This window comes from Streptomyces sp. NPDC048338, assembly GCF_043201055.1.
GTDB lineage: Bacteria > Actinomycetota > Actinomycetes > Streptomycetales > Streptomycetaceae > Streptomyces.
In genome coordinates this window covers 34078-49999 of sequence record NZ_JBICYQ010000017.1, presented here as the reverse complement: position 1 = coordinate 49999, position 15922 = coordinate 34078, and the positions used below count along the sequence as shown (strand labels likewise).

The 15922-nt window shown below is 71.9% G+C and carries 12 protein-coding genes; 3 read left to right on the top strand and 9 right to left on the bottom strand.

All coding sequences use genetic code 11. The features are described from left to right. Positions 1–47: 47 nt before the first annotated feature. The 5 genes from ACGFZF_RS33120 to ACGFZF_RS33100 all read right to left on the bottom strand — a co-directional run bounded on the left by ACGFZF_RS33120 (position 48) and on the right by ACGFZF_RS33100 (position 5153). On the bottom strand, positions 48–1001 hold the full coding sequence (locus ACGFZF_RS33120) for an ABC transporter permease (protein ID WP_393560299.1): 954 nt from the start codon (positions 999–1001) through the stop codon (positions 48–50). After that, entirely contained in the window at positions 998–1846 is an 849-nt protein-coding gene (locus tag ACGFZF_RS33115; protein ID WP_393560297.1) for an ABC transporter ATP-binding protein, read from the bottom strand. Before ACGFZF_RS33115 ends, ACGFZF_RS33120 begins: the two co-directional genes overlap by 4 nt. A 4-nt stretch (positions 1847–1850) precedes the next feature. Then, positions 1851–2918 carry an ABC transporter substrate-binding protein gene (locus tag ACGFZF_RS33110; protein WP_393560295.1) on the bottom strand — a complete coding sequence of 356 codons (1068 nt, stop codon included), beginning with the start codon at positions 2916–2918 and terminating at the stop codon, positions 1851–1853. 635 nt (positions 2919–3553) lie between these two features. Further along, the gene (locus ACGFZF_RS33105; protein ID WP_393560293.1) at positions 3554–4087 is read right to left on the bottom strand and encodes a rhodanese-like domain-containing protein; all 534 of its coding nucleotides are present in this window, start codon (positions 4085–4087) and stop codon (positions 3554–3556) included. Positions 4088–4277: 190 nt separating this feature from the next. Further along, positions 4278–5153 carry a DUF1684 domain-containing protein gene (locus ACGFZF_RS33100; protein ID WP_393560291.1) on the bottom strand — a complete coding sequence of 292 codons (876 nt, stop codon included), beginning with the start codon at positions 5151–5153 and terminating at the stop codon, positions 4278–4280. Between the two features lie 574 nt (positions 5154–5727). Here ACGFZF_RS33100 and ACGFZF_RS33095 point away from each other — a divergent pair. After that, on the top strand, positions 5728–6876 hold the full coding sequence (locus tag ACGFZF_RS33095) for a tetratricopeptide repeat protein (RefSeq protein ID WP_393560289.1): 1149 nt from the start codon (positions 5728–5730) through the stop codon (positions 6874–6876). Continuing rightward, positions 6873–8000: a polyprenyl synthetase family protein gene (locus ACGFZF_RS33090; RefSeq protein WP_393560287.1), complete on the top strand. Its 1128-nt coding sequence runs from the start codon at positions 6873–6875 to the stop codon at positions 7998–8000. Before ACGFZF_RS33095 ends, ACGFZF_RS33090 begins: the two co-directional genes overlap by 4 nt. Positions 8001–8090: 90 nt before the next feature. Here the strand turns inward: ACGFZF_RS33090 and ACGFZF_RS33085 are convergent, their stop codons facing one another. Beyond that, positions 8091–9419 carry a DUF2254 domain-containing protein gene (locus ACGFZF_RS33085; protein ID WP_393560285.1) on the bottom strand — a complete coding sequence of 443 codons (1329 nt, stop codon included), beginning with the start codon at positions 9417–9419 and terminating at the stop codon, positions 8091–8093. 264 nt (positions 9420–9683) lie between these two features. Between ACGFZF_RS33085 and ACGFZF_RS33080 the strand changes: the two genes are divergently transcribed. Then, positions 9684–11510: a glycoside hydrolase family 15 protein gene (locus tag ACGFZF_RS33080; protein ID WP_393560283.1), complete on the top strand. Its 1827-nt coding sequence runs from the start codon at positions 9684–9686 to the stop codon at positions 11508–11510. Positions 11511–11549: 39 nt separating this feature from the next. Here the strand turns inward: ACGFZF_RS33080 and ACGFZF_RS33075 are convergent, their stop codons facing one another. The 3 genes from ACGFZF_RS33075 to ACGFZF_RS33065 are packed head-to-tail and all read right to left on the bottom strand — an operon-like array spanning position 11550 to position 15904. Beyond that, the gene (locus ACGFZF_RS33075; RefSeq protein ID WP_393560281.1) at positions 11550–13325 is read right to left on the bottom strand and encodes a cation:proton antiporter; all 1776 of its coding nucleotides are present in this window, start codon (positions 13323–13325) and stop codon (positions 11550–11552) included. A 60-nt stretch (positions 13326–13385) separates the two neighbouring features. Beyond that, positions 13386–14441, bottom strand: coding sequence for a cytochrome d ubiquinol oxidase subunit II (locus tag ACGFZF_RS33070; protein WP_393560279.1), 1056 nt, complete (start codon positions 14439–14441; stop codon positions 13386–13388). Then, positions 14441–15904, bottom strand: a complete 1464-nt coding sequence (locus ACGFZF_RS33065; protein WP_393560277.1) for a cytochrome ubiquinol oxidase subunit I — start codon at positions 15902–15904, stop codon at positions 14441–14443. Before ACGFZF_RS33065 ends, ACGFZF_RS33070 begins: the two co-directional genes overlap by 1 nt. Positions 15905–15922 lie beyond the last annotated feature (18 nt).

The window sequence follows — 15922 nt, the reverse complement described above, 5'->3', positions numbered from 1 at the left end:
GATCGGGGCGGTGGGACTCGGGACTGCGAGGCGGGCGGGCGGCCGGATCAGTCGCCGGCGGATACACGCCAGGAGCTGAGCCGGCGCTCCAGGGCGACCAGGAGCTGGTTGACGGTCACGCCGATGGCGGAGATCGTGATGATGCCCGCGTACATCTGCGGGATCGCGAAGTTGTACTGCGAGGCGTTGATCAGGTAGCCGAGGCCCGCCTTCGCGCCGATCATCTCGGCGGCGACCAGGACCAGGATCGACACCGCTCCGGCCAGCCGGATGCCGGTGAAGATCATCGGAACGGCGGACGGCAGGATGACCTTCTGGAACAGACGGGGCGCGGACAGGTCCATCGACTTCGCGAGTTTCAGCAGGGTGGGGTCGACATGGCGTACGGCGCTGATCGTGTTGAGCAGGATCGGCCAGGCGCACGCGTACACCACGATGGAGATCTTCGAGGTCTCACCGATGCCCAGCAGCAGGACGAACACCGGCAGCAGGGCCAGCGCGGCGGTGTTGCGGAACACCTCCAGCAGCGGATTGAGCAGATCGGCCACGGGCCGGTACCAGCCGATCAGCAGACCGAGGGGTACGGCCACGGCCAGGGCCAGACCGAATCCGCTGAACGAGCGCACCAGGCTGGCGTAGGTGTTGTCGGCGAGCTGACCGTCGGCCGCCAGTTCCCACCAGGCGACGGCGACCTCGCTGAACGGGGGCAGGAAGGTCCGGTCGACCAGTCCCAGCCGGGGTGCGGCCTCCCAGAGCAGCAGCAGGGCGGCGATCGCCGCGGACTTGGTGGCCCCGGTCACGAGGAGGGACACCGGCCGTCGGAGCGCCTCGCGAAGACGGACCGCCCGGGAGGGGGTCCGGCGCGGCGGCGGTGCCGCGGACGCGCCGGACGAGGCGGCGGGGGCGTGGACGCCGCCGGCGATGCCGGCCGGGGCCGGTGGGGGAGTCCCTTCGGCGGCGGGGGCGGCGGGGGCGGCGGTGGTGCGGGTCGTGAGGCTCATACGGAGGCCTCCTGCCTCTCCAACTGCTGGGCCATGGCCACCTCGTCGTGCAGCAGTGACCAGATCTCGTGCCGGTGGCGTGCGAACTCGGGGCTGGAACGTATGTCGTCCGTGGTGGTGCGGGAGCCGAGGGAGACCGGCACGACCTGCTTGATGCGGCCCGGCCTGGACGTCATGACGGCGACGCGCTGCCCGAGGTAGACGGCTTCGTCGATGCCGTGCGTGATGAAGACGACGGTCTTCCCGGTGCGCTGCCAGATGCGGAGCAGTTCGTCCTGCAACGACTCGCGGGTCTGGGCGTCCAGGGCGGCGAACGGCTCGTCCATGAGCAGCACGTCCGGGTCGTACGCGAGACTGCGGGCGATCGCCACCCGCTGCCGCATCCCGCCCGACAGCTCGTGCGGATGCCGGTTCTCGAACCCGGTCAGGCCGACCAGATCCAGGAACTCCCGTGCGCGTGCCGCCCGTTCGCGGCGCGGAACACCGGTGGCCTCCAGGCCGAACTCCACGTTGCCCTGCGCGGTGCGCCAGGGCAGCAGCGCGTACTGCTGGAAGACGATGCCGCGGTTCAGGCCGGGACCGGTCACGGGTTCGCCGTCGAGCAGGATCCGTCCGCCGGTGGGCCGGGCGAGGCCGGCCAGCAGATCCAGCAGGGTCGACTTGCCGCAGCCGCTGGGGCCGACCAGGACGACGAACTCACCCGCGGCGACCTCCAGGTCGATGCCGTCGACAGCCGTGAACTCCCTGGACCTCCGCGCCCCCGAACCCCCCTTCACCGGCGAGTCCTTGACGGTGAAGACCTTCCGCACGTCCTCGAACACGATCTTGGGTGTGGTGACAGCCATGGGATCAGCTCCCGCTCGTCGAGGCGGAGGGGGCCGGCGAGGAGGGCGTCGCGCCGCCCCGACCGGCCGCGTTGAACTCGTTGGTGTAGAGATCGCCCAGCGTGACCTGGCCCTTCCGGATGTCGCCGCGCTCGGTGAGCCAGTCGATCCAGAGCTGGAGCTCCTTGCCGGTGATCCGGCCCGACGTCTCGGCGACGCCGTAGGACCGCCAGAACTTCAGGGGCGCGGTGTCCTCGTTGCGTCCGCGCCTCTTCACGATCTCCGTCATCCGGGCGATGACCTCGGCGCGCGGAGTGGTGCGCGACCACTCGATGGCCCGCCCCACGGCCGTGACGAAGGTCCTGGCCGTGTCGGGGTTCTGCTTCAGGAAGCGTTCCGTCATCACGTAGGACCCGGCACTGAAGGCACCGAGCAGTTCGAAGTCCGTGAACAGCGGACGAATTCCCCCGGTCGCGAGTGCCTTGTCGCGCAGAATTCCGCCGAGCACGGCCACCTCGATCTGTCTCGCCCGCAGGGACTGCTCGGTGTTCACCGGCGGCACGACCAGCGGCTCGACTTTTTCGATCTCCGCCCGGGACAGACCGCCGCGCTGGAGATAGATGTCGAGCATGGCCTCCGCGTGCGCCCCGAGGGTGTTCATGCCGACTTTCTTGCCGGTCAGATCGCGGGCGGAGCGGATAGGGCTGTCCTTGAGGACGTAGTAGCCGTTGTAGGCGTCCTTGTCGGAGCCGTAATAGCTGATCACGGCCTTGACGGGGGTCTTGTTCGCGGCCAGTTTGACGACGGCTCCGTTGAATGCGCCGCCGAAGTCCGTCTGCCCGGTGGCAGCGGACTGGATGTCCTGAGGGCCGCTGATCGTGTTGCCGACCCACTCCAGCTTCACGTCCTCCAGGTAGCCGAGGTCCGCCGCCAGTTCCGGCAAGGTGACCTGTCCTGCCCACCCCTGGTACCGCAGCGTCCGGGTCTGTCCCTTGCCGGAGGCTCCGGTGGCGGTCGTGCCGCAGCTCACCGCCACCGCCGAGAGTCCGAGCAGGGTGAGGAACTGTCGTCGGTTCGACGCCGTCGTGGTCATGGGCATTCCTGTTCACGTTCGATGGAGTGGCTGCCGGAAAGGGTGCGCCGGGATTCAGGGAAAGGACGTGGAAGGCACCGAAGGGCGGGAAAGGGAGCCGAGGCCCCGGCATCCGGAGAAAAACCGGTGAGCCATCACGGTGACGCGGCGCGGCACGTCCACGGCGGGAAGAAGAGCAGGAGAAGGATGCCTGCCGGCGGATTTATCGGCCGGCGGCACAGATGGCGCTGGCTTGACGTCGGAGATCGACGTGCAGCCGCGCGGCGAGGTTCTCGGGCGTGCTCACGACCAAGAGACTCGCAGCGAAATCCGGACCCGTCAATGTCCTGTCCCGCTGCGTCTCGCATGGTGAATCAGGCGACATACGCGTGTCGTACGGCGTTCACAACCGGCCCGAAACACGGCGCCGGGAAAGGGTTTTCGCTCGGCCCGGCACTCGCCCGCCGAATGCGTTCACCGGGATATCGGGCTGGTGCGTCCGGATATCGAGCCCGTACGTGCGGCGAGCCGGGTCCCGGATCGCGCGGGAGCACGGGAACACACGGAAGACGCGGAACAGGTCCGGGGTGGACCGACACCCCGGACCTGCTGGACCGCGCTCGTGGGAGAGACCCCCGGAGGGGGCCGTGTGGTGCTCAGCCGCGCCGGTTGAAGGGCAGCCGGCCGAGGACCGCGGCCATGCCGCAGGTGTCGGTGAGCGCCGAGAACACCAGACCTCCGGCGATCCCCGCCGACAGCACCTGGAACGCCGGATGCACCAGCAGGCCGAGAACCAGACCGAGCAGCACCAGGGCGCCGGCGGTGAAGCGCACCTGGCGCTCCATCCCCCAGACGGCGCGCACCGGGCCGGGCGGGTGCTCGAGCGGGTGGCCGGCGGCGGCCCAGGCCCGGGTGCCGCCGGTGAGGCTCGCGGCGGTGATCCCGTGGGAGGCGAGCACCGCGACGCCCTTCTCGGAGCGGGCGCCGCCGGCGCACACCAGGAGCAGCGGTCCTCGCTCGGCGGCGTCCCGCAGGTCGGAGAGGTGGTCCTCGATGCGGTCCAGGGGGACGTTGACGGCGCCCGGCAAGCGACCGGAGGCGAACTCGCCGGGGGCACGGACGTCGACCACGTGCAGGTCGGGCAGTCGCGACCGTGCTTCGTCGACACTCGGGGTGCTGGAGATACTCATGGGGACCTGCCCTCGGCGGAGACGGGGAGCGGCCCCGCGTCATCGGCGGCAGGGCCGTTCCGGGGAGGCTAAGTGCCGCAGGGCCGCTCGGCCTCGTGCCGGACGGTATCGCCACGGGGTGGCCATGGCGCCGTCACGCCGCGGCAACAATCCGGGCCGACGGCCTCCGCGGCAATGGCCGGGACGCGGCTCAGGAGACCGGGCCGCGCTCCCGCGGGATCCTCTCTCCGGCCTCGATCGCGACGGGCAGCCGGTTCTCGGCCGGCGGCAGCGGGCAGGTCGCGAAGTCGGTGTAGGCGCACGGCAGGTTGGTGGCGCGGTTGAAGTCGAGCACGACCGTGCCGTCGGGCCCGGGCGCGGCCACCGTGACCTGGCGGTTGGCCGCGTACGTCGTGACGCCGGAGGTCTCGTCGGTGAACAGCACCGTGAGGCTGCCCGGCGTGTGCCCGTTGAACGCGGTCAGGCTCAGCTCGCGCCCCCGGAGCCGGAAGACGACACGGCCCGGAGCGTCGTACACGTGCCGAAGTCCCTCGACGGAGGCGCCGACCGTGGTCGGCTGCGGCTCGTCGAAGGCTTCGTAGCGGCCCGTGACGACCCAGCGGGGATCGGGCGCGTAGGCCGGCGTACCGGTGAACTCGACGCGCAGCGGGTGGTCGGGGTGGCGGGGCCGGACCACGTCGTGGCCGCCGCGCCTGGCGACCTCGATCACGGTGCCCTGCCAGACGGCGTCGACGCCGCCGCGCTCCGGGATGACGCCGAAGAGGTGCCTCCCTCGCACCACCGCGCCCTCGACGACGAGTTCGGTCCCCTCGTCGAGCTCCACGGTGACGCCCTCGGGCCCCGTCGACCAGCTGCCCGGGGCGCCGGGGACGCTCTGCGGCTCGGCGGAGAGCCAGTGCAGGCCGGTGATCGCGAGAAAGCCGTGCTCGGCGGCCAGCCGGGCGTCCTTGTCCCGGTGCCATTCCTCCCACTCGGCGGCGAAGCGCGCCGGATCGGGTGCGCCGGTGCGCCCGTCGATGTCGTCGTCGACGGTCTCGCGGGCCTCGGGGATGTCACGGACGCTCATGCGTCGCCTCCTGCTGCGGTGGTGGTGTGCTCGGGGCGGCCCGTCCATCGCGGCGGGCCGGAGCCCCGAAGGCAGGGACCGGCACGGCAGGAGGGACGGACCGTGGGGCAGGACGAGGCCGTCGGGGAGGCGCCCAGGAGCCCTACGGGGCGAGCGCGTCGGTGTCCGGACGCCGGGTCGAGGCCTCGGTGTCAGCCGGAACAGGCCATGGTCGTGACGCGCACGTAGTCCACGTGTCGACGCATCACGAGCAGGCTCATGAGTTCAGGAAAGCACAACTCCCGTACGCCGCACCAGTGATCACCCCCATCGCCCCGGACCGAGCCCCGCACGGTGCCGTGCCGGGGAACCGTCGCCGCACGGGGCCCCGCCGTCCGCGGGGATCTCCGTGACGGGTCGACCCGCGGCACCGCGTACGCCTCGCTGAGGAGTCTCGGACGGCCGCGTAGCACTTGAGGAGGACCCTCGCGCCCGTACCGAGAGGGACATTGCGGCCGATGAGGAACCCGCGCCCGCTGCCCACGTCTTGACCCTCGCGCCGGCTCGATCGTCGAGTCGGCATGAGGAGGTTCTGATGGCAGGTCAGGTGAGTGTGAGGCCGGCGAAGGCGTCCGCGCCCGAGTACCAAGGGGCTCTGGGGTCACTGTCGGTGAACGCCTCCCTGCCCGAGGTGCTCGCCCGGGGCGTGCGGGAGCTGCGGGCGGCGGAGCGGTCCGGCGATCTCCGGGAGGCGGCGCGCTGCGGTCTGGCCGTGGCGGAGGCGTGCCGCAGGCTCGGGCGGATCGGGGAGGCCGACCGGGCGTGGAAGGCGAGCTACCGGGCGGCGCGTTCGGCGGGCCACGAAGGTGCGATGGCCTGGGCCCTGTGGAGCGGCGGCACGCTGGCCCGGCAGCGCGGTGCGCTCAGGCTGGCGTACCGGTTGCTGAACCTGGCGGCCGAGGCGGGCGAGCGGGGCGGGGACGTCGTCGTGCGGGGCTACTCGCTCGCGGGGCTCGCCGAGACCGGGCGCATCCAGGGCGACTACGAGGCCGTGGGAAGGCTGCACGAGCAACTGCTGGCCGAGGCCCGCCGCCGAGGCGAGGCCCGGCACACGGTGTGGGCGCTGGAGGGCATCGCGCAGATGCACCGCAACACCGGCCGCTACGACGACGCCCTGGCCCTGTTCGAGGAGGCGGCCGAGACGGCGTCGCGCGCCGAGGACCGGCGCGGGTGGGCGTGGGCGCTGCGGGGCATCGCCGACGTGGTGTCCGTACGCGACGGGGACGCGGAGCGCGCCCTGGCCCTGCTGTCGCGGGCGGAGGAGGCGTGCCGGGAGATATCGCTGTCCAGCGCGCTCGCCTACAACCACAAGATGCGCGGCAACGTGCTCTACCGGGCGGGTCGGTACGAGCAGGCCCGTGAGCTGTACGCGCTGGCGCTGGAGGAGTTCCGTGAGATGGACGAGCCGCGCGGGACGGCGCTGTCGCGGCTGGGACTCGCCAAGGCCGGTGCCCGGCTGGGCCGCGACGCCGGGGACACCGCCGCGGAGCTGACCGAACTGCGCTCCACGCTGGACCGCATCGGGCTGCGGCACGCCCGGGACATGGTGGACAAGGCCGCGGCCGAGCTGGGGGTCGGGCCGCTGCTGGACCACGCCGGGGACGGGCCGGGGGTGGCCGGGCCGATCCTGCCGGCGGTCGGGGTGGAGGCCCTGCGGACGGCCGACCCGGAGGGGCTGCGATGACCGCCCTGCCGACGTCCGCCGCACCCGTCCGCCCGCCCTCCGGCCTCCCCGGTCCCGCGGCCGCGGCCTCGCCGCGCACCCCTCGTGGTCACGACGCCTCGGCGACCGACGTCCTGGAGCGATGCCGGGAACTGGTCCGGCCCGCACTGGTGGAGGCGGTGGGCCGGCTGCATCCCTGGACGGGGGAGATGGCGGCGTACGCGCTGGGCTGGGCCGACACGGCCGGGACCCCGGACCCCGGCGGCTCCGAGGGCAAGGGCGTGCGGCAGGCGCTCGCCGTGCTCGGTGCCGAAGCCGCCGGGGCGGACGGCGCCGACGCCGTGCCGGGCGCCGTGGCCGTCGAACTCGTGCACACCTTCTCCCTGCTCCACGACGACATCATGGACGGCGACGCCCTGCGCCGGCAGCGCCCGGCGGTGTGGAAGGCGTACGGGACGGGGCCGGCCGTCCTGGCCGGCGACGCGCTCCACGCCCAGGCCGTGGCGAGCCTGGCCGAGGCACCGGGCCCCCACGCGGCAGCCGCGGTCCGATGCCTCTGCCGGACGCTGAACGCGCTGGTGTCCGGCCAGGCGGAGGACCTGCGCTTCGAGGACCGCCCCTGGTCAGGTCCCGGCGCGGTCGTGCCGGAGCGGTACCGGTCGATGGCCGAGCACAAGACGGGCGCGCTGCTGGGTGGCGCGATCGCGCTCGGCGCGGTCCTCGGCGGCGCCCCGGACCGGACCGTGACCGCGCTCGAACGCGCCGGACGCCATCTCGGCCTCGCCTTCCAGGCGGTGGACGACATCCTCGGCATCTGGGGCGACCCGGCGGTGACCGGCAAACCCGTCCACGCCGACCTGCGCCGGGGCAAGAAGACCTACCCGGTCCTCGCCGCACTGGCAGGCGGCGGCAGGGCCGCGCGGGAACTCGCCTCGCGCCTCGACTCCGCCCGGCGGATCGACGGCGAGACCGCCGCGCACGTCGCGGCCCTCGTGGAGGAGGCAGGCGGCTGGACCGCGACCCGCGAGGAAGCCCGCCGGCAGCTGGACACCGCTCGCCGCGCACTGCGGGGCGCGCCGCTGACGCACACGGCCGCGCAGGAACTGGACGCGCTGTTCACCCACCTGCTCGACCGCACCCGGTGACGCGCGCCGCCCCGGCCGGCCGGCGGCCTCCGGGCACGGCGGCGGTCCTCCCGCGCGGCGTCCCCGTGGCGTCCGCGGAGCGCGGCACGCTCACGACGGTGGTCCCTCCTGTGGGGGCCGGTCCGGCGAAGGCGTGGCAAGGCGGTGGGAGGAGCGTCCGCCGATGCCCTGGTGGTCGGCCTGCGCCGCGATGGCCAGGCGGTTCGGGTCGGTGAACTCCCGCTCGGCCGCCTCCTGCAGGAGGAGCAGCTGCGTGCGCACGGCGGGGTGCTGGGGCGGCGGCAGGGCTTCGAGCAGGCCCTCCAGCATCGCCCGGAGCCTCCGGCAGATCTGCACGGAGGAACCTCCGTAGTCGCGGATCTCGCAGACGGCGAGCTCGAGGTAGTCGTCCCAGTCCCGGCCCGGGAGCACGACCCGGGGGTTCCCGTCACGATCGGCCAGGACGTGGCGTCCGGGGAGCCGTGTGGTGCCGACCGTGTGCAGGAAGGACTCGATGTAGTTGATGACCTGCACCGCGGTCGTGGGGTCGTTCACCGCGGGGGAGAGGGCCCTGATCGCGATGTCGACGAGGATCCTCAGCGCGAAGGCGGGATCCTGTTCGATCGTGCGCTCGGCCCCGAGGGCGACGAAACCGGTCACCCGCTCCGGGGCGGGTCCGGAGGTGTCCCCGTGCACCTCCACCAGTACGGTGCCGGGCGGTACGAAGTCCCCGATCAGCCGCGTCACCACGAAGACGCAGTCGTGGCGCGCCGCCTCGGTGACCAGACCGGGTACGTCGAACGCCTGGATGGCGCCCCCGCGCACGGCACGCACATGCGTCACCGGACCGACGGACGGCACCGCCCTGTCTTCACGGGGCGCGGCGCCCCGGATCGCCCTGGCGCCCTCGGTGAAGACCGTCTCCCCCAGGCGCGTGACCAACTCCGCGATGGCCACCGGCCGGAGGCTGTGGGTGAACCGGTTGAGGTAGATGAGCAGGAGCACCAGGCTGACCGCCACCGCCGCGCCGGCCAGGGTGACCCCCAGGTCGGGGACCGATGCGGATTCGACGCTGCGCAGCAGGGAGAAGGCGAACGCGAAGGTCCCCGTGAAGGTCGCGAGAACCGCCTTCTGCAGCCGGTCCCGGTACCACAGGCGCATGTAACGGGGAGAGAGGGTGTTCGTGGCCTGCTGCACCACCAGCACGCCGATGGTGACGACGAACCCGAGCAGCGCCACCATCGCTCCCACGATGGCGGCCAGCACGCCGCTCGCCGTCGTGGCGGAGTAGTGCCAGCCGCTCGGCGGCCAGTCGGCGCTGTCCGCGGCGAGGGCGAGCTCGGCGAGCACGACGCCGAGGAGGAGTCCGAGCATCGGCACGATCCACAGGCTGGACTTGGCGTACTGCCGCAACCTGAACCGGGCCGCCCAGGACGTCATGACACCACGCCCCCTTCACGGGAGGAGTCAGGTGCCCTCGGGGCACGACGAGACGGCGGGCGACCTCTCGGGGGCCGCCTCCACCTCACGGTAGGGCGATTCCCGGACCTGCGCAGCGGCAGTACCGCCGTCCACCGTGCCGTCCGCTCGCCAGGACGGACCGACCTCACCGGCCTAAGCTGATCGCGTGCCGTCCGGTCCACCCCGCCCGCGGAGTGCAGGTCAGCCCCGGGAGTGGTCGACCGGGGCTGAAAGGGGCCCACGATGGACGACTACCCCCTGATCGAGAACCACGGCCTGATCGGTGATCTGCAGACCGCGGCCCTCGTGACGACCGATGCGACGATCGACTGGTTCTGCTGTCCCCGGTTCGACTCGCCCAGCGTCTTCGGCTCTCTGCTCGACCGCCGTAAGGGGGGCCACTTCACCGTGCGGCCGGTCGCGGACACGTACACGACCAAACAGCTCTACCACCCGGACACGGCCGTTCTGGTGACGCGCTTCATGACGGAGGCCGGGGCCGGCGAGGTCGTCGACTTCATGCCGGTGACCGGAACCACCGCGACGGACCGGCACCGTATCGTCCGCATGCTCCGCTGCGTACGCGGCAGCATGACGTTCGAGGGGGAGATCGCTCCGCGCTTCGACTACGGCCGTAAGCCGCACGAACTGCACCTGACGGAGCACGGGGCCCTGTTCACCTCGGAAGACCTGGATCTCGCCGTCCACCCCGTCCGCGAGCCCCAGGACGCGCGGCTCATGAGCATTCTCCCGGGCGACCACGACGACCTGCGCTTCTCCCTGAGCCTGCGGGCGGGACAGCAGCGCGGCCTGGTCATGGAATCCGCCCCCGACGGGCCTCCGCACGAGGTCCGCCCGGAGGAGTTCGAGCGGCTCTTCCACGAGACGGTCCGCTTCTGGCGGTCCTGGCTCGGGCAGTCCACCTACTCCGGCCGCTGGCGCGAGGCCGTGGAACGCTCGGCCGTGACCCTGAAGCTCATGACCTACGCGCCGACCGGCGCCCTGGTCGCCGCGCCCACGGCCGGGCTGCCCGAGCAACTCGGCGGCGAGCGCAACTGGGACTACCGGTTCACCTGGATCCGCGACGCCTCGTTCTCGGTGTACGCCCTGCTGGGCCTGGGGTTCACGGAGGAGGCGGCCGCGTTCATCAACTGGCTGCACGACCGCGTGAAGCAGGACGCCGGCCAGAGGAACGGCTCCGGACCGCTGAACATCATGTACCGGGTCGACGGCTCCGCCGACCTGGTCGAGGAGACCCTGGACCACTGGGAGGGATACCGCGGCTCCGCTCCGGTCCGCATCGGCAACGGCGCGGCGACCCAGCTCCAGCTGGACATCTACGGTGAGGCGCTCGACAGCATCTACTTCGCGCACGAGCATGGCATGCATCTCGACCACGGGGGCTGGAAGGCCCTGCACACCCTGCTCGACTGGCTGGTCGATCACTGGGACCAGCCGGGCGAGGGGCTCTGGGAGACGCGCGGCGGCCGGAAGGACTTCACCTACGGCCGCGTGATGTCCTGGGTGGCGTTCGACCGGGCACTGCGGATCGCCACCGACGACGGCCGTCCGGCCGCCGGCGGGCGTTGGGTGGACGCGCGGGACGAGATCTACGCACAGGTGTACGACCGCGGGTGGGACGCGGGGAAGCGGGCCTTCGTGCAGCACTACGGTGACGACGTTCTCGACTCCTCCCTGCTGCGCATGCCGACGGTGGGCTTCATCACGCCGGAGGACCCGATGTGGAAGTCGACCCTGGACGCGATGGAGCGCGAGCTGGTCAGCGACAGCCTCGTCTACCGCTACAACCCCGAGGCGTCCCCCGACGGGCTGCGCGGCTCCGAGGGAACCTTCTCCCTCTGCACCTTCATGTACGTCGACGCCCTGGCCCGGGCCGGACGCACCGACATGGCCCGGCTGGTCCTGGAGAAGATGCTCACCTACGCCAACCACCTGGGCCTGTACTCCGAGGAGATCGACCTGACCGGACGCCAGCTGGGCAACTTCCCGCAGGCGTTCACCCACCTGGCGCTGATCGACGCGGCGATCACCCTCGACTCGATGCTGTAGACGCGCGGCGGCCCCGGGCCGGGGCCGCCGAGGCGCGTCTCACCGAGGCGTGGTGGTGGGCGCCGGTCCGAGGAGGACGACGGTGTCACCCTCCCGCGGCACGGTCTCCTGCCGCTCCGTGACGGGATCCAGCCGGTGGTCGGCCCGCACCACGAAGAGGGTGTCGTACTCCGGTGCCGTCGGTGCGCCGGCCGGCTGCACCGTGAACCGGGCACCTCGCCCGTAGCGCTCCGCGAGGACGTGCCGGACCAGCGAGCTGCCGAAGAGGATGTCGCCGCCGGTGTACGGAGCCACCACGCCGTGGCTGTCGTGCGGCGGCCCGACCCGGTAGACGGGCCCTTCGACGTTGTCCTGCATCACGATCGACGCGAGCGCGTTGAAGTCGTCGTCGTCGGTGGCCAGGAAGACGGCCGTCACACCTTCCAGCCGCGCCCCGGGGTTGATGGCCGTGGCCAGCAGATCGCCCTTGGCCAGGTCGAGGCCCGCTGACCTGATCCTTTCCCGCTCCTCGTCGAGTCCGGCCCACATCAGCACGTCGAGACCGGCGGTCCGCAGGGCCCGTCCCAGGTCGACCACCCACGGCTCGCCGCCCACCAGGAGGACGCGCCGGCCCTCCTCCTTGACCACGCCGAGGCGCCTCGCCATCGGCGCCGCCGTCAGGGAGTACAGCAGGACGGTGCCCACGATCACCAGGAAGGTGACCGGGAGGATCTTCGCCGCCCCGGCCACCCCCCGCTCGACCAGGCCGGCGGAGAAGGCCGACGCCGTCGCCGCCGCGACGATGCCGCGTGGGTCCATCCACCCGATGAAGGCGCGCTCCCCCCGTGTGAGGTCCGTGTGCGCGGCGGCGCCGAAGGCCACGAGCGGTCGGAGCACCAGGACGAGGATCGCGATCAGGCCGAGCGCCGGAAGGAGCACCGGAACGAGGGACGCCGGCGTGACGGTGGAGGAGATGGAGATGAACAGCAGTCCGATGATCAGCTGGACCAGGGTCTCGAAGAACGGCCGGCGCGAGGGCATGTCGAAGCCGCGGATGTTGGCCACGGCGAGCCCCGCCACGATCGCGGCGATGAGTCCCGTGTCGTCCCGCAGGACGTCGCAGCACGCCGATACGCCGATCACGACGGCGAGTTGCGCGAGCGTGCCCAGGGTCTCGCCGAGTCGCAGGGTGCGCAGGGTGAACCACAGCAGCGCGGTTCCCACCACCCCGCCCGCAAGCCCGAAGGCGAGACTGATGGCGAACTGGCCCAGCTGGTAGCCCCGGCCGATGTCGATCTGGTGCGACGAGGCGACCGCGTGGAAGGTGAGGGCGCCGAGGATGGCGCCGATCGGGTCGGTCAGCGTCCCCTCCCAGATCAGGATGCGCCGCACCTTGTCGCTCGGCCGCACGAAATCGAGGATCGGCCCCACGACCGTGGGCCCCGAGACGACGAGGATCATGCCGAGCATCGCGGCCACCCGCAGGGGCATGTCGAACATCGCCGGGGCCACCGTCCCGGTGACGAGGAAGGTGAGCAGCACGCCGTACACGAGCAGCCTGCCCACGATCCCCCGCGTGTGGTGGGCGAGCTTGCGCAGGTCGAGTCCTAGACCGGCGTCGTAGAGGATCACCGCGACGGACAGCGACACCAGGTTCGAGAAGTCCGGCCCGAGCAGCTTGTCCGGGTGGACGATCTCCGTCAGCCACCCAGCGGTGAACCCGACGGGAAGCAGGATGATCAGGGCGGGGACGCGCAGTTTGCTCGCCAGGATCTGCGAGCCGGTGGCGAGCACCACCGTCAGGGCGAGTCCGAGAAGGATCTCGTCGTCGGTCACAGCGGCTTCCTCCCTCGGGGGCCGGGCGCGTACGGGGCCGGACTGGGCACGTGCGGGCGATCAGCCGTCGCGTACCGCTCCGTCGCCGGCGGTGCCGCCTCCTCCGCGCAGTTCGGCGTCGGTGAGCTCCGCCAGCTCGCCGCGGGCGTCCAGCCAGTAGAGGAGGACCACGGCCGGCACGACGACCACCAGGGCCACCAGGGTGACGATCGACAGCCACGTCAGGGTGGAGGGCGCGCCCGCGGCGTCGGCCACGGTCAGCGAGGTGGGGAGCAGGTAGGGCCGCTGGGCCATGCCCCAGGCGACGACGGCGGACGCGACGACTCCGACCGCCGTGACGCGCACCCACGTTCCCGGCGTCCGCAGGAGCAGCCAGGCGGTCGCGAGAGCGGCCGCTCCGGCCACGACGACGAACAGCAGCCCCAGGCCGCGGGTGAGTCCGTGCCAGACGTAGGGGGAGTCCTCGTGGGTGACGAACCCGGTGACCACCGCGAGGACCGTGAGCACGGCGAGACTGCCCAGCGCCCGCCGCCTGAAGTAGCCGACCAGATCGGGCGCGTCGAACCTGCGGGCGTCCCCGGCGAGGAACACCGCACCGAGGAAGGCCGTGGTCGCGATGGCGACCAGTCCGAACACGATGGAGGTCGGTCCGGTCCAGACGTCCGCCGAGGCCTCCGTGCCGGGAGCCACGCGTTCCGAGGCGACCCCGCCCACGGCGGCACCGAGGAAGAACGGCGTGACGACCGAGGCCACGGCGAACACGGCACCGTACAGCCGTCGGCCGGCGAGCCGCCGGGAGGGTTTGCGCAGGGCGAAGCCGGCGCCCCGCAGGACCATGCCGACGACGGCCAGGGCCAACGGGAGCCACATCGCGGAGAACACGGTCTGGAACAGGACGGGGAAGCCGGTCCACATGATGACGAGGACGAAGATCAGCCAGACGTTGTTCACCTCCCAGACGGGAGCCATGGCGTGGTCGACGAGCCACCGGGGACGCCGTCCGCGTTCCGTCCCTCCGGCCGTCAGGTCCCAGAAGCCCGCCCCGTAGTCCGTGCCCCCCGCGCAGGCGTACGCGGTCACGGCCAGGAGCAGCACCACGGCGATGAGGTCGGCCATCACGGGCGGTCACCCCCGGGGCCGGCGGGCACGTCGTTCGCGGACACGGAGGCGCGCGGCCCGTACGGGAGGTCGTCCTCAGGAGCGGATTCCCTGCTCGCCGCGGCCCGCTGCTCGTCGGCGAGCCGCCACCGCGTGCGCATCTTCAGCAGGATGACGACGAACGAGCCGAAGAGGAACACGTACACCACCATCACCACGCCGAGCATGATCCACAGGCTGGTGGAGCGGGTCGACGTCACGGCCTCGGCGACCCGCATGTTCTGGTAGACGATCCAGGGCTGGCGCCCCACCTCGGTGGCGATCCAGCCGCACTCGACGGCCACCACGGAGGCGACCCCGGCACCGGCCGCGGAGCGGTAGAACCACGGCGAGGCGGGCAGCCGGCGGTGCCGCAGCCAGACGAACCCGTACCAGAGGGCGAGCAGCACCAGCACCGACCCGATGACGACCATGAGGTCGAAGGCCCAGTGGGCGATGGTCGCCTGCGTCGCGGTGGGGCGCTCGTCCGCGGGGACGGAGGTCAGTCCCACCACCTCGGTGTTCGGGCTGAAGCCGGCCAGCACCGAGTCGAGCAGGGGGATCTTGATGCCGCCCGAGACGGTCCCGTCCTCGTTCAGTCTCCCGAAGAGGTACTCCGGTACACGGGTGTCGGTCTTCCAGACGATCTCCAGCGCGGCGAACTTCACCGGCTGCTTGTGGAACACCGACCGGGCGATGGAGTCGCCGAGGACGAACTGCACCGGCGCGGCGACGGCGGCGATGGTGAACGGAATGGCGAAGCCGAGCCGGTGGTAGTGGTCCCGGCGGCCGCGCAGCCAGCCCATGGCGTAGACACCGGACACCATGAAGCCCGCGGTGAGCACCATCGCCACGACGAAGTGCCAGTACTGCGGCCCGAACATGGGCGTGAAGATCGCCTTCCAGACGTTCACGTCGACCGGGTTGCCCTCCGAGTCGAGCGAGAAGCCCCGGGGGGTGTTCATCCAGGAATTGGCTGCCAGGATGCCGAACGCCCCGAGCAGCGCGACGAACGGCAGGGGCAGCCCGAGGAGGAAGTGCGTCCGCGGCTTCAGCCGCCGCCATCCGTACAGGTAGATGGCGATGAGCACGGCCTCCAGGAAGAAGGCCCAGGCCTCGACGCCGAATCCGACACCGAAGACATCACCCCACCGCCCCATCAGGCCCGGCCACAACAGGCCGAACTCGAACGACAGCACCGTGCCGGTGACGATGCCGAGGGCGAACTGCACCGCCATGACGGCCGACCAGCGCCGTGCCAGGAGCAGTGCCGTGGCGTCCTTGCGGCGCAGCCCGCGGTAGTGCATGACCAGGGTGATGAGGGGAAACGCCACGCCGAGGGGCACGAGGATGATGTGGGACGCCAGGGTGAAGGCCATGAGTTCCCGGGCCGGCAGGAGCTGGGCCGGGGCATCCGCCAGCAGGTGGAGCGAGGTGGACATGCGAGCCTTCGCTGTTCG

Coding starts and splice junctions, on each gene's coding strand:
- ACGFZF_RS33095 (WP_393560289.1), top strand. CDS start 5,728: ATGGCAGGTCAGGTGAGTGTGAGGCCGGCGAAGGCGTCCGCGCCCGAG.
- ACGFZF_RS33080 (WP_393560283.1), top strand. CDS start 9,684: ATGGACGACTACCCCCTGATCGAGAACCACGGCCTGATCGGTGATCTG.
- ACGFZF_RS33100 (WP_393560291.1), bottom strand. CDS start 5,153: ATGAGCGTCCGTGACATCCCCGAGGCCCGCGAGACCGTCGACGACGAC.
- ACGFZF_RS33110 (WP_393560295.1), bottom strand. CDS start 2,918: ATGACCACGACGGCGTCGAACCGACGACAGTTCCTCACCCTGCTCGGA.
- ACGFZF_RS33085 (WP_393560285.1), bottom strand. CDS start 9,419: ATGACGTCCTGGGCGGCCCGGTTCAGGTTGCGGCAGTACGCCAAGTCC.
- ACGFZF_RS33115 (WP_393560297.1), bottom strand. CDS start 1,846: ATGGCTGTCACCACACCCAAGATCGTGTTCGAGGACGTGCGGAAGGTC.
- ACGFZF_RS33120 (WP_393560299.1), bottom strand. CDS start 1,001: ATGAGCCTCACGACCCGCACCACCGCCGCCCCCGCCGCCCCCGCCGCC.
- ACGFZF_RS33090 (WP_393560287.1), top strand. CDS start 6,873: ATGACCGCCCTGCCGACGTCCGCCGCACCCGTCCGCCCGCCCTCCGGC.
- ACGFZF_RS33105 (WP_393560293.1), bottom strand. CDS start 4,087: ATGAGTATCTCCAGCACCCCGAGTGTCGACGAAGCACGGTCGCGACTG.
- ACGFZF_RS33065 (WP_393560277.1), bottom strand. CDS start 15,904: ATGTCCACCTCGCTCCACCTGCTGGCGGATGCCCCGGCCCAGCTCCTG.
- ACGFZF_RS33070 (WP_393560279.1), bottom strand. CDS start 14,441: ATGGCCGACCTCATCGCCGTGGTGCTGCTCCTGGCCGTGACCGCGTAC.